At 50.0% G+C, this 14,027-nt stretch carries 11 protein-coding genes and 1 tRNA gene; 5 read left to right on the top strand and 7 right to left on the bottom strand.

Annotated elements, in window-relative coordinates:
* Positions 1-26 precede the first annotated feature (26 nt).
* The 3 genes from EKK48_14910 to EKK48_14900 form a co-directional block, all read right to left on the bottom strand.
* Positions 27-99, bottom strand: a tRNA-Lys gene (locus EKK48_14910).
* Positions 100-141: 42 nt separating this feature from the next.
* Positions 142-1,689, bottom strand: a complete 1,548-nt coding sequence (locus tag EKK48_14905; protein ID RTL41018.1) for an SGNH/GDSL hydrolase family protein — start codon at positions 1,687-1,689, stop codon at positions 142-144.
* Between the two features lie 14 nt (positions 1,690-1,703).
* Complete coding sequence (locus tag EKK48_14900) at positions 1,704-3,197, bottom strand: MBOAT family protein (protein ID RTL41017.1); 1,494 nt, start codon at positions 3,195-3,197, stop codon at positions 1,704-1,706.
* A gap of 342 nt (positions 3,198-3,539) precedes the next feature.
* On the opposite strand from EKK48_14900, the gene EKK48_14895 reads away from it, so the two are divergent.
* The 4 genes from EKK48_14895 (at position 3,540) to preA (ending at position 8,772) form a co-directional block, all read left to right on the top strand.
* The gene (locus EKK48_14895) at positions 3,540-4,847 is read left to right on the top strand and encodes an aspartate aminotransferase family protein (GenBank protein RTL41016.1); all 1,308 of its coding nucleotides are present in this window, start codon (positions 3,540-3,542) and stop codon (positions 4,845-4,847) included.
* 114 nt (positions 4,848-4,961) lie between these two features.
* The gene (locus EKK48_14890; protein RTL41015.1) at positions 4,962-5,849 is read left to right on the top strand and encodes an acyltransferase; all 888 of its coding nucleotides are present in this window, start codon (positions 4,962-4,964) and stop codon (positions 5,847-5,849) included.
* Between the two features lie 112 nt (positions 5,850-5,961).
* Entirely contained in the window at positions 5,962-7,350 is a 1,389-nt protein-coding gene (locus EKK48_14885) for an NAD(P)-dependent oxidoreductase (protein ID RTL41046.1), read from the top strand.
* 81 nt (positions 7,351-7,431) lie between these two features.
* Positions 7,432-8,772, top strand: coding sequence for an NAD-dependent dihydropyrimidine dehydrogenase subunit PreA (preA, locus tag EKK48_14880; protein RTL41014.1), 1,341 nt, complete (start codon positions 7,432-7,434; stop codon positions 8,770-8,772).
* Between the two features lie 33 nt (positions 8,773-8,805).
* On the opposite strand, the gene EKK48_14875 is transcribed toward preA, so the two are convergent.
* Positions 8,806-9,111, bottom strand: a complete 306-nt coding sequence (locus EKK48_14875; GenBank protein RTL41013.1) for a hypothetical protein — start codon at positions 9,109-9,111, stop codon at positions 8,806-8,808.
* Between the two features lie 315 nt (positions 9,112-9,426).
* Between EKK48_14875 and EKK48_14870 the strand changes: the two genes are divergently transcribed.
* Positions 9,427-10,353: a hypothetical protein gene (locus tag EKK48_14870; GenBank protein ID RTL41012.1), complete on the top strand. Its 927-nt coding sequence runs from the start codon at positions 9,427-9,429 to the stop codon at positions 10,351-10,353.
* A 9-nt stretch (positions 10,354-10,362) separates the two neighbouring features.
* On the opposite strand, the gene EKK48_14865 is transcribed toward EKK48_14870, so the two are convergent.
* The 3 genes from EKK48_14865 to EKK48_14855 form a co-directional block, all read right to left on the bottom strand.
* On the bottom strand, positions 10,363-11,061 hold the full coding sequence (locus EKK48_14865; protein RTL41011.1) for a hypothetical protein: 699 nt from the start codon (positions 11,059-11,061) through the stop codon (positions 10,363-10,365).
* A 50-nt stretch (positions 11,062-11,111) separates the two neighbouring features.
* The gene (locus tag EKK48_14860) at positions 11,112-11,690 is read right to left on the bottom strand and encodes a hypothetical protein (GenBank protein RTL41010.1); all 579 of its coding nucleotides are present in this window, start codon (positions 11,688-11,690) and stop codon (positions 11,112-11,114) included.
* Positions 11,691-11,796: 106 nt separating this feature from the next.
* On the bottom strand, positions 11,797-13,893 hold the full coding sequence (locus tag EKK48_14855; protein RTL41009.1) for a hypothetical protein: 2,097 nt from the start codon (positions 13,891-13,893) through the stop codon (positions 11,797-11,799).
* Between the last annotated feature and the right edge of the window lie 134 nt (positions 13,894-14,027).

Below are 14,027 nucleotides of genomic sequence, written 5' to 3'. Positions count from 1 at the left end.
CTGAGACGAGTGCTCTCCAAAAAATTTGCGTCCGGCGTGACTCGAACACGCGACCAATCGGTTAAAAGCCGAGTGCTCTACCGGCTGAGCTACGGACGCAGACAACCGAAATCAAATCCTATCAATGGATTGTTCTTGGTGTCAAGGTTTCGACTCAGTTTCGATTTGCTTTTCGATAAATGGTTGCAAGCTCTTTGCTACGAAAGCATGACCTCTTGGAGTCAGATGATTGGAGTAAAACTCGCACGTACGCAGCATTGGCTCCAGTTTCTCCATGGCAGCCTCGGCATCGAATATGGGAATTGCATCATCAGCGCAAAGCTTCTTCACGAGACTTACTTCTTCAGGATAAGGAAGGTCGAATCCGTCTTTCGGCGCGGCCGGGTCTGCGCACAGGAACGACCTGGACGGCATCGCCACAACCAGGAATTTTGCTCCATGTTTGGCGCTTTCTGCTTTCATCTCAGCTAAGAGTGAGCCCAGAGTGCGTGTGAGCAGCCCCAGGAAGACATTGCGTTGTTTGTTGACTACCCCTTTGCTCTCCGGGTGGTTCGGTATCGCATCTGGTGGCGTTGTAATGGCTGACTGTGTAGCGGCATCCTTTGCGGCTGTGTTGGCGGCAGCCAGTTGTGCCGCTTCTGCTCTTATTGCTTCTTCTTGTGCCGCCGCAGCGATAGCTGCATCTTCCTTAGCTGTGCTTTCGCGCAGGGCTTGGGCTCGCACTGTCGGGTCGACGGATTCCTCCGGTGCTTGTGGTTTGGCTGGTGGTGGCACATGGTTGACAGGTTGTACCGTCAGCACTGCAAGCGACTTGATGGTGTTTTGCGGAAGTGCAGCCAACCATCCAGGTAAGGCTGCCCATGTATTCTTCAGAGACTTGGCTGGATTTGTGAGGAATTCACTGATTGCTTTGTAGATAGGATCTGAGTGCCCGAATTGCGTTTCGGCCGCTGAAATCATTCCCCAGACATGGCTATATTCGCGGATTGGAGTGATCGCCATGAGAAATTTGGCACGCGGTGTGCGCATCCAATTGGTGACAGAGGAGTTATCTACGACTAAATGTGAGTTCGGCAGGTGCAACGCATAAGGTCGCACGTTTGTGATGGTTTCATCAGGTGGTGACCAGTTTTCAAAAATGTCTCGATTACTGTAACCGAGTAAAACCATGTCAGGGCTGTACTTCCAGACCTTCTTCAGTTGCAGGTATTCTTGCGCCGTTGAGTAGCCGGAGTTGCCGAAATTCAAAACTTCAACCGGGCGATTCAACTTTTTCGTCAACTCTTTGCCCATGCGATAGCCAAAGGTCTTCTCGATTGGTGACTGCAAGCCTTCAACCAGTGAGTCTCCGAGCACGGCGATGCGATAGGTGCCCGCCGGCTTGGCTATGGTCAAACCGGGTTCGCGCATGCCGTCGGCGTTGAAGTAAGAGTAGACGCCAGGACCTTCTTGCTTCCAGTAGATGCGCTTGTTAGGAATGTGGGTGAAGCCAATCTGTTTATCGAGTCTGAAGATTTCCTCTTCGCCCAGGCCTGCTGACGCCATTACTACTTCGATAAGAGAAAGCGCAACTATTTGCCAGGCTACGATTTGAGCTGCAGTTTTCAGCCAGGTCTTTTTCTTCGGCGCCGTTGTCAGCGGCGTCGAGTTGATTCTCTCTTGTGTCGATTGTGGTGTCGATACAACCATCAGTCCGGGATGCCTCAGAATTGGAAATAAACGAAGGGAACAGCTTCATTTGGTTTGGCTGCGAAGAGCAGAATAACGGCAGCGGTCCAGGAAGCAAGACGCACTGGCGTGGAAAATTTCAGGCGGATGTCCTGGGCTGAATCACGCAGCCATGGGAATTTTTCCGGATATTTGGTGACTACTTCGAGCATTACCCAGAAGAAGAAATAGACGCTGAAGAATTGGATAATGCCTGATTTGAACAGTGCCGGCAGCATCGTACATGGTGCGCCTATGTTGAGAAGACTGCGGAACATATTGAACGCATGCGGAATGTCCGGCGAGCGGAAGACCGTGTCTGTGAAGGCAATGAAGAGCAGCGTCAGGAGCAGCCCAAAGGCTTTTCCAGCCGATGTTTCGAGGACACTGCTCAGTGCCTTTGAATTCTTGAGCACGTCTTTCCACACGCGGTTTGCGATCAAGCCAAGCCCGTGCAATGCACCGAAGGCCAGATAGTGCCAGCTGGCGCCATGCCAGAACCCGCAGGCGATCATCGTAATGAGAAGATTGCGTGAACTGAACCAGGTGCCACCGCGAGAGCCACCAAGTGGAATATAGACATAATCGCGCATCCATGTTGATAGCGACATATGCCAGCGTCTCCAGAACTCGCCCAGGTCGACTGACAGATAGGGCAGATTGAAGTTTTCCGGCAATCTGATGCCGAGCAACAGCGCTGAACCTCTGCCGATGTCTGTGTATCCGGAGAAATCGCAATAAACTTGAATGACAAATCCGATTGCAGCGATGGTGGCATCTGCGGCAGACAGCAGTTGCATCGTTTGAAACGGCGGAAAGACAAGAACGCCGATCGGATCTGCAATAGCGATTTTCTTGAACATACCCTGCACGATTAAAGCGCACGCTTCAAAAAACAATGGGGCGCTCCAGGGCTCAGGCACAGTGAGCTTTTCCTGAAAGTCTTGATAGCGCTTGATCGGTCCTGCGATTTGCGAAGGAAAAAATGATGCGAAGGCGCTGAATTCCATGAAAGATGAAATCGATTTGTTGCCTTTATAAATGTCGGCTAAATAATGCACGAACTCGAATACGAAAAAGGAGATGCCGAGCGGCAACACGACGTCCAATATAGGTGCGTCCCAGGGCTTCGGTGCACTGGCGCCGAAGAAGTTGCGCAGCCAGTTGACGCCTTCTACGGCGTTGAGGATGAAGAAATTGGCGTATTTGTAGTAGCAGAGGCAGCCGAGATTGAGCAACAATCCCAGAGAGAGCAGAAGCTTGGCCTTCGATTTTTCGTTCTTCTGGTAAGCAGTGGCAATGCCCTGCCCAAGCCACCATGTGATTGAAGACAACGCCAGCAGGAACAGTCCGTAGACGGGCAACCAGCTCATGTAGAAGAAGTAGCTTGCCGCCACTACAAGCGCGACACGCACACTACCTCTGGTGCGCCAGTAGAGAAAAACTACGACTGGCAAAAAGAGTAGATACTGGAGGCTGCTGAAAATCATTTTCTATAGACGATGCGAAGTGGATTCCGAGTTCGGTCGTTGCAAAGACAAGGCAAGTATACAAGCGGAAGAATCGCAGTTTCAGGCTAGCTCTTTAATGTTCACGCTTTGAGACCGATGGCGGCGATGCTGAACAAAAACTCATATCCGGATCCATATCCTGTTCTTGATCTCCTCAATATCTGTTCGCTATGAACAACCATTAATCAAGAACTATTGCGCTATTAATAATAGATTAGTAGTATTTCTTACTTAAGTTTCCCTGGTCAATTGTTTGAGCTTCGACCGTCGCGCAGTGCTTCTGCGTGCGCCGTCGTCGCATTTATTTTTCTGGAGGTTGTCGTGACAGCTGTATTAAGCCGTGAAGAGTTGAAGAAAAAGCGCGAGCAGTACATCGTGCCAGGAGTCAAACAGCTTTATGCCGACCCTCCTCATCTGGTCAGAGGGAAGGGGCAATTTCTCTACGATGAGAAAGGCAAAGAGTATCTCGACATGTTCGCCGGCATCGTCACCGTGTCAGTCGGTCACTGCCATCCTAAGGTTACTGCCAGAACCGTTGAGCAAGTGCAGACCTTACAGCACACTTCTACTGTGTTCATGACACAACCGATGGTTGACCTGGCTGAAAAGCTCGCCCAGATAACTCCAGGAAATCTGAGCAAGACTTTCGTGACCAACTCGGGCACCGAAGCCAACGAAGCGGCAATCCGCATGGCCAGGCTGGCAACTGGTCGTCATGAAGTGATCGCGTTGCGCCATTCTTATCACGGCGAATCTCATCTCGCTTCCAGCCTGACCGGAAACCACACATGGCGCCCAGACGTCATGCCTGCCGCCGGTATCGCTTTTGCCGCCAACGCTTACTGCTACCGCTGCCCGTTCAAAAAGACACCAGATAATTGCAATCTGGAATGCGCAAAAGACGTCGAGCGCGTTATCCAGACTCAGACAAGCGGCAAACCAGCCGTGATGATCGCCGAGCCGATTCAAGGTGTAGGCGGAGCAATTACTCCTCCGGATGCCTATTTCGGCGAAGTGAAGAAGATTCTCGAGCAGTACGGCGTACTTTTCATTTCAGACGAAGTGCAGACTGGCGTAGGACGCACCGGCAATCACTGGTTTGGTATCACCAACTGGGGCGTGCAGCCTGATTTCATCACAATGGCAAAAGGTCTGGCAAATGGCTTGCCGATTGGCGCTTACATCACGACACCTGAAATTGCAGATCACGGTCAAAAGCAGCAAATCAATACTTTTGGCGGTAATCCGATCTCTACTGCTACAGCCTGTGCTGTTCTCGAAACCATCGAAGAAGAGAAGCTGATGCAAAATGCGAAAGTAGTCGGTGAATACTTGATGGAAGGTTTGCGCGATCTGCAGAAATCATTCCCTCAGGTAGCCGATGTGCGTGGAAAAGGTTTGATGGTCGGCGCTGAACTGGCTGACGAAAACAAGACTCCGCTCACTAAGGAAGCTGCTCGCATCGTTGAGCTGGCTAAAGATGATGGTGTCATTCTCGGTAAAGGTGGACTATACGGCAATACGATTCGCATCAAGCCGCCACTATCTATCACCAAGGAAAACGTTGATACTGCGCTGAAGGCTATGCGCAAAGCATTGGAAGCAACTACAAAGGTTCCTGTCAGCTAAGCGTTGACAACAACTATGAAGGTTCCTGTCGGCTAAGCACGTAAAACGCCGATAAAAAGTGTCCCTAGTTATGCGCTTGTTGAAGCGCACCGATCGAGGAGTGAAGCAATCAAGATGTCTAAAATTGTACGTTGTGGACTAATCCAGACTAAAAACGACATTGTGCCGACCACGGGTGGCACTGACAAAGCTACGATCGAGAAGATCAAAGCGAACATGCTCGAAAAGCACCTGAAGTACACGAAAGAAGCCAAAGATAAAGGCGTTCAAATTTTGTGCTATCAGGAAATTTTCAACGGACCTTACTTCTGCGCCGAGCAGCACAACAGCTGGTACGAATCCGCTGAAGAGGTCCCAAATGGCCCGACCGTGAAGAAGCTTCAGGAAGTGGCGAAAGAGTACAACATGGTTTTGGTTGTACCTATATATGAAAGAGAAGGCAAAGGTGTTTTGTACAACACAGCCGCCGTCATCGACGCTGACGGTACATATCTGGGCAAATATCGAAAAACTCACATTCCGCAGGTCGCCCCTGGTTTCTGGGAGAAATTCTATTTCCGTCCAGGTAACCTCGGCTATCCTATTTTTCAAACCAAATATGCCACCATCGGCGTATACATCTGCTACGACCGGCACTTCCCAGAAGGCGCTCGTGCCCTCGGTTTAGCGGGTGCTGAAATCGTTTTCAATCCTTCTGCGACGGTAGCTGGATTGTCCGAATACCTGTGGAAGCTGGAGCAGCCTGCTCACGCTGCCGCCAATGGATACTTCGTCGGCGCCATCAATCGCGTCGGTACTGAAGCTCCGTGGAACATCGGAGAATTCTATGGCTCCAGCTATTTCTGCAATCCGCGCGGACAGATTATCGCTCAAGCTAGCCGCGACCAGGAAGAGCTCGTCGTTGCCGATTTGAACCTCGATGAGATCGAAGAAGTTCGACATACCTGGCAGTTCTACCGCGATCGTCGCCCCGAGACTTACGAATCACTCGTCAAGCTCTAAGCGTGATTAATGGAATCCCGCTGCAATAAGTTTTGACACAGATATAAGACAGGCATAGGCGAGAGAAAACATGGCTGAACACTACAAACCAAACACCTATAAAGCATGGGAGATGACTCTGGAAGAGCGGTTCCAGGAAGTTTATCCCCCGCTTGAGGAGCGCGAAGCGGTCACCGAAGCAAATCGGTGTTTGTATTGCTACGATGCACCATGTATGGTGGCGTGCCCGACTCACATCGATATTCCCACGTTCATTCGCAAAATCTCGACAGGCAATGTCAAAGGTTCTGCTCGAACAATTTTGGAATCGAATTTGATGGGCGCGACTTGTTCTCGAGTCTGTCCTGTGCAGGAATTGTGCGAAGGCGCCTGTGTGCTGGAACACGACCATAAGCCGATCATGATTGGTCGATTGCAGCGGTATGCCATGGATTACGCGGCAGAGCGCGGTATCAAATTCTTCGAGAAGGGCAAGAGCAACGGGCTCAAGATTGCCGTTGTAGGCGGTGGTCCTGCCGGACTCTCCTGCGCAGGCGAACTCGTGAAACTCGGCTTTGACGTCACTGTCTATGAAAAGAAGAAGTGGGCTAATGGTTTGAGCACTTACGGTATCGTGGTGTTCCGTGAGCCTGTGGAAGTGGCTCTTGCCGAAGCGAAAATGATCGAGGATATGGGCGTTGAAATCAAAACCAACGTCACTATCGGCAAAGACATTACCCTTGATGAATTAGTTGAACAGAACGATGCGGTTTTCGTCTCTGTAGGATTGGGCAACGTTCCTGATATGGGTGTACCAGGTGAAAACTTGCCCGGTGTGCTGGATGGGCTCGACTTCATCGAAGAGACTAAAGTCCAGAACCTTGATTCAATCAAATTCGGTAATCGCATCTGTGTTATTGGCGCCGGAAATACCGCAATCGATTGTGCAACTATCGCCCGCCGACTTGGATCTGAGCGCGTCAACATCATCTATCGACGCTCAGAGGCTGAGATGCCTGCTTATCACTTCGAGTACGAATTCGCGTTGCGCGAAGGCGTCAGCTTTATGTTTTTGACTCTTCCTGTCGAAGTTGTCGGCAACGGTAAAGTCGAGGGTTTGAAGTGCGTTCGCATGGATCTCGGCGAACCAGATGCCTCCGGACGTCGGTCACCAATTGCGATACCAGGTTCGGAATTCGTAATTCCTTGCGATATGGTCATCAAAGCAATCGGACAGAAGAAACAGACACCTATGATGGAAGCTCTTTCGAAGTACGGTGTGAAAGACATCAAGGGTTACATAGCAGTTGATTTCACAACCAATCGCACTGTTCATCCGAAGATTTTTGCAGGCGGTGATTGCATACGCAGCCACGGAGAAGCATCAACTGTAATGGCAGTGCAAGATGGCAAAATAGCTGCAAAAGCTATTTATCGCCAGTTGGTCGGTGAACAGGAAGACAAATCCGAACACGCCAAAAGCGGCTGCTGTAAAGAGGTCGCCGGAACGCACGCTCACTAATGTCCGCCCCTGCTGCGCAGCTGAGACAGTCGTTGCAGCGAGCTTCCCTACAAAAAAACGTCAAGCCTGAAGGAACGTAAGATGGCAAATTTAGAAATCGACTTTCGTGGTATCAAATCTCCAAATCCTTTCTGGTTGGCTTCTGCGCCGCCGGCTAACTCCGCCTATCAGGTGCAGAAAGCCTTCGAACAGGGTTGGGGTGGTGCAGTCTGGAAGACAATCGGCGCACCAGTTCTCAACGTTTGTAATCGCTACGGAACCATCGACTACAAAGGTCAAAAAATCATCGGACTTAATAACGTTGAATTGATCAGCGACAGACCGATCGATCTAAACCTCAAGGAAATTGCCGAGGTAAAGCGCAACTTCCCGAACCACGCAGTTGTGGTTTCTGTAATGGTGGAATCGAAGAAAGAAGTCTGGCAAGAAACAATCAAGCGCGCCGAGGAAACTGGTTGCGATGGTTTTGAATTGAATTTCGGTTGCCCACACGGCATGTCTGAGCGTGGCATGGGTTCAGCCATGGGGCAGGTGCCTGAATACACGTGTATGGTGACCGAGTGGGTCATGGAGGCCGCGACAAAACCGGTAATCGTAAAGCTGACCCCGAATATCACAGATATCGTTCAGCCAGCCAGGGCCGCAGTTCGAGGCGGTGCGACGGCTATCTCGTTGATTAACACCATCAACAGTATCATGGGCGTCGATCTCGACACCTTCGAACTCAGACCGAACGTAGGCGGTAAAGGCGGCCACGGCGGTTACGCGGGACCAGCGGTTAAACCGATTGCCTTGCATCTGCTCAGTGCTGTCGCCTCCGACCCTGAAGTGCAGAAGGCTGGACTGGCAATTTCCGGCATGGGTGGCATCGAAACCTGGCAAGATGCAGTTGAATTCATGCTGCTGGGCTCAACCAGCGTGCAAGTCTGCACCGCAGTCATGCACTGGGGCTTCCGTATCGTCGAAGACATGATTGAAGGCATGTCCAATTGGATGGACGATAAAGGTTTCAAGAGCTGCAATGACTTCATCGGCAAGTCGTTGCCGAGGATCTCGAACTTCGGTGACTTTGATCTTGGCTTTCAGTCTGTCGCCAAAATCAATCACGACAAGTGCATTCAGTGCAATTTGTGTTTCATCGCTTGCAATGATGCTGCTCACCAGTGCATCGATTTGAAGGACGCGAAAATCACCAAAGAAGCTAATGAAAGACTCTGGCCGGTAGTACGTGAAGTCGACTGTGTCGGGTGCGCGCTGTGTTCAACGGTTTGCCCGGTAGACGATTGCATCACGATGGTGCAAATTGACACGGGTCGTCCGCATACGACATGGAACGAGATTATGAAGTCTAAACCGGAAGTGACGCAAGACTGGCAGAAGATGGAAGAGTACCGTAAAACGGCGAACATCCACGTTCACTAGAGGGATGGAGCGCAACCGTTCCGGCTGCAGAACTTAGTGCCCGTGCTGCTCGATATCTTGAATCGCCGTAGAAGTAAATTCTTCCTGGCGTTTGCGCCTTTGTTCGTCTTCGGCAACCATTTCTTCAACGGACTTTTGTTTAACAAAAGCTCGCAATCGTGTGGTGCTCTTCGACGGTCCGGTTCGAGTCGATCTCAAGCCGAGGCTCGTGTTCTCGCAGAGGTTTCCGTCCATATCATGGTCGGCCTCAGGCAGATGATTCCGAACTGTCCGCAGGCGGTCGCGTTCCGAATCGTCGACCTTTTTGAATTTTGATAGTAAATCGTCCACAAATTTCATCTGTACGCCCTCACAAGAGGTGCCTGGAACCTGTCGATTTGACAGATCCATCACCGAGAAAATTGTTGGTAAGTGGTTTCCAGGAGCACAGCGCGGAATATAAAAGCACTCCACATTACTACTGTACCCTAAACTCAACTTTTCAGTCAGAACCAACCGTCAAAAGGCTAATTTCCGGCCCTGAAGGCTATTAAAATCGGGCTCGGGAATGACCGTAATGGCAAAGTAGTTCAGGCTTACGGCGTTTGCACCAATTTTGGTGGCAGAAGCAGCAATTTTTAGATAAAATCCTCTTTCTTCTGGAAAAACCCCCGAATGCCATTTAATGATTCACTCGATTTCGCACCTTCGTTAGCGAAACTCCGCGGAGAATCGAAACCATTTCATGTCATTTTGTCCGGTTATCTTCGCTCATCGAGAACCTTCGAGCTTTATGCGACGCTCGAAAACCTTGAGGGGCTTCCGTCCCGCCTGCTTCCATTTGAACTTGTAGGAAGCGCAGGAATCGAATCCGACTCAGTCGTTCGTGACTGTTTGACTGAACTCTTTCAATCATTGCGAGAAGAAGAGAACTTCGGTTCAATCATGGTTTCAGACCCTTTTAAGCGAATTGTGCAGTCTTTTGTTGACGAAATTAGTCTCCAGGCGAAACGATGCGGTGCGGTCAATGTTGTTCTGAAAAGGGGTAATCGCCTGTACGGAGACAACTTTGATGGACAAGCTTTCGTTTCGGGTGCCGGCCAAGCTCACGGACTTGATTTCGAAGGGAAGAAGATGTTGTTTTTTGGTTGCGGTGGTGTCAGCAGTGCCGTGGCTACTCAACTTTCAGGAGACTTGAAGCGAGTTGGGCTGGTTGATTTGAATGAAAGAGACGCCAATGCGCTTAAGCAGATATTGCAGTCACACAACAGTGCCATTGAGCTGGAAATATTCCCCGCTCAAGGTAACCGCGACTTTCGTGACTTCGACTATTTCTACAATGGCACTGGGTTGGGAAAGTCCGACGAGAAATCACCAATTACGAGCGCTGACCTTTTCAATGGCAACGGTATCGCATTCGATGCCAACTACACGCCATCGATGACACCTTTTCTCAAGCATTTGAGAGGGCTCGGTTTAGATTCGATCAACGGTTTGAGTCACATGCTAATGTGCACGAGCATGCATTTGAGCGCTGCCACTGGTCAAACTGTTTCTTATGCAACGGTGCGACGAGCGTATGAAAAAATGGATCACCGGTGAAACGTTCTTTTATCTTAGTGCTTCAGCTTTCCGTCTGGCGCGGTCTCTAATCTGACTTGCCTTCTGGTCGATCTCACGCTGCATCTGTGCGATTTCCTCAGTTGATAGCGAAGTTTTAACTGTCCCATCCGGATAGATATAGCGCTGATTCGCGTTGGCTTCAGCCTCTTCTTGCTTTTCCTTCTCTTGCTGCTTCATGCGGGCAACTTCTGCTTCTCCATCAGCAATAACTTTGGCTCGACGCGCTTCCAGGTCTGCACTACCTGCGTGCTCTGATGACTCGTCTGAGGTGCTATCACTTGCCGTCGTTTGCTTTGGTGTAATCATCTGCACTGGCCTTGGTGGCGTCGGTGCCACCGGAGCGGTCAACTTTGGATTCGTTCCAATGTAGGAAAGCGCAGTCATGCAATTGGTTTTAATATCCGCAGGAGGATTATTGGCAATGCATTTTTGATAACTTATTTTTGCGTTGGCAGAGTCTTTCAACTGTATGTAAGTGTTGGCAAGTTGATAATGCGCCTGCCATGACTTTGGTTTGACTTGTGTCGCTTTTATCAGGTGTGTTTTCGCGCCGGAGAAGTCTCCTGCTGAGTAGGCAGCGGCACCTTGTGCATACTCATCGGCCAGGCTGGGAGCGGCAAAAACAATTCCAGCTAATGTTGGAGCTGCAATGGCAACAAAAACATAGAATTTGCCTGTCGACTTCATGCGACATCCTCTCGGTTGTAGTGTTCAAGCTATTCTACCTGACTGTCTGATTAACACTGCAATAAATTTTGCAGTTTATAAGTGTCAGCTCGTTTCATCGGGCGTCCGGTCACTGATGATATCTGCACTACATCGCGGTCAGCCCATTGATAAACGGTAATCTCGACCGGGTATCCCTGCTCGATCCACTTAAGATGCACAAAAGAGCCTTTCCTGTTTTCGACCAGTTCTGTTTCAATTCCTTCGTAGCCCCATTTTTGTAGAGCATCGATCAGCTCTTCAAAATCGTCACTGTATGCGTGCAAGTCGATGTCCGAACTCAAGCGAATCTCGCCCGACAGCGTGCTGCCAATCAGATGAGGATCGCAATCTTCGATTACCGTCATGATTGCCAGTGCAATCTCGCGCATTTCTCTGACACGTCTTTTGACTTCGTCCGGACCAAGTTCGTCTTCTGTAATACGGCGAACCCAGCCGCGAATCTTTTTATTCGATGGCAGCCGCGTCTGACCAGTGAGTCCAAGCATCATCATGGCTCGTTCTTTGGCATGCAGATACTCATCTTCTGAGCCTTCTGCCATGAATCGAGCTGCTTCCTCTGCGAACCGTCGCTGAGTGTGTCTTCTCATTTGAAATCCAAGCCGCGGCTTGTTCTCGGGAAATTTAATTGGAGTAGTTTAACACGCCAACTCGGCTGCGCGCAAAATGTCGCATAGTCGGCGCAATCAACGAATTTCAGTGACCTGTTTGCTGCTCTAGCAAATCTTTCGAGTCATGGACTATTGCGTCTCTATTCCATACTGAATCCCACATTACTAGATTGCCTGCAGCCATCGGTACAGTTGAAGCAGCAGCGCGGCTCATGGCACTTTCCGATTGTGCAAAGTGTCCAGATGGACCTAAGTGGCTGAACATATTACGGACCGATGACCAGGCATTTCTTACTCGTCCAGCACCTTCACTGTAATAGTTTACGGGCATGATTCCGGGTTTGAGGTACGGGGCAATAAAGAGTGCGCCGACCAGCGGTTCGAAACTCAGCATCTTGTTTTTAAACGAGTCACCGTAGCTTATCAACTCGCCTGTGTTGGCGTTGTACGCTCTGTCGAGTGCCGTGATTGCCTGGTATCCCTCAGCTCCTGCCAGTGCTGAAGCGAATCCGGTCAGGGTGCTTCGGGCGCCGATTTGACCCGCGGTGGCAGTGGCTAGATTTAGTTCAGTTGGGTTTACGATTGCAGGAATACCTCTGGCAACATTTAAGGGCGTAGTTATTATTGATTTTGCACCTTGAATCAGGACGTTCGATGATGGCGATGACAGAGCTAATCTGGTCAACTCCGCGCTTTTGGCTGCGTTTAAGCCAAGGTCGACTGAGTTCACGATAGTTCCATCCTTAACCAGGAGAGCTGTTGAATCTATGGCCGAGAGTGATTTTGGAATGGCCAACTTATTGGCTGTATACAACTCTTTGAGTGCTCCAGAGGTAAGCGCACCTTCTGTGCCTCGCACTTCAGCGACTCGCAGTAGCGCCGCATCTGCAGTTGCTCCTTTGAAGAAGACATCTGTTAACTTGCCTTTCACACCGGCAATAATTCCGATTTCGGCAACGGATGCTGCACCGTGTATGGTGCTATTCAGCCATGTTTCTGAATCGCCGGTTAACAGCTCATGTCCGTAATGTCTTGCAACTGTAGCGCCACTGACCATTGTTCCTGCCATTAAAACTTTTCCGGCCGCGCTTAACATGCTCGGATTGACTTTAGTGACAGCTGCGACACCGAAAGCAGCCGCACCTACTGCAAAATCAAGAAGATTGTCGGACCAAAATCCATCTGCGGATGCTTTTTCCTTTTTCAAATTCTCCGGCAGCATTCGTTTTGCCGTTGCCGATACAGCATCAAACAGTGGGTCTGTTCCCTTAACTGATACATCGACGTGCAGATTCTGTTGGTAAACTGCTTTGGCTGAATCAAGCATGGACAGCGCCCGCTCTGGCTTGAGCACGCCATTTTGCTTTTTGTCTTCATCTCGTGGCTGCGCACTCACATAGAATGATGCGGCTTCAATTCTCGTCAGCGCTGGAAGATACCCAAAACCCGGTCGTTGAAACGTTTTTTCACCGACATAGTCCTTCTGCAGTTCTTCCAACATAAGCTGTTGTTCACGACTCAGTGACGGGTTGGAAAGGTCTCGTTGCAACAATTCTTGCGCCGGCTTTACTACGTTTTGAGGCATGCGGTCCGATGCGTTGATTGCATCTTTTAGAGTCGCTTCGCAGGTCGCGAATTGTCTGGTCTGCAGCAACGTTGCTGCGTAAAGGAATCTGAATTGCACACCTAGTTGTGCATTCTTTAGCGTTTGATCAAGAATCTGGTGACCTCTGAATCGCTCATCTGGTGTGACATCTGAGCCGTCCATTTTTTTGCCCGTGGTTAGAACATCGGTAAGTGTTTTGAGAACCGTGGCATTCTGGGTATCGTAGCTGGCGTCAGCAGCAGCAATCGCATTTTGGTAAAGCTTCTTTGTGTCAGCGGTCATACCGTTTTGTGCAAGGCTTGCTTCGGCTGCCTGCAGCATGCCGAGTGGATTCTGTGCGGAATCAGGCCTCGCCTGACTGTCCTGTGGTCGAAAATTTTCGCTTGGCGTGGTTGGTGAATAAGCTCTTGCCGACTCAATTGCAGCATAGGACGGCAGCCACGGGGCCGCTGGTACTATCGCGTTGCGAACCATGCTTTGTTGAGCGTTGCGGGCGATGTTTTGCCAGTAACTGTCATTGTTTGTCGCCGCTTGTCTCGAACTGCTTTCCAGGCTGTTGTCAAAGCCGTCGCCCATCGCAAATACCCCCTGCGAAGTTGAAAAATATAAGGTGCCGTTCGCGTGTCTATACGAGGTTCGAATATTTTCGACACTCTCGAAAAATTCAAGCTGAGTTGACAAGGTTCTGTTATGATTTAGTTGACTGACCC

This window comes from Candidatus Melainabacteria bacterium, from assembly GCA_003963305.1.
Lineage (GTDB): Bacteria > Cyanobacteriota > Vampirovibrionia > Obscuribacterales > Obscuribacteraceae > PALSA-1081.
Note: the sequence above shows the minus strand (reverse complement) of the source record. Positions and strands in the feature narration are given on the sequence as shown.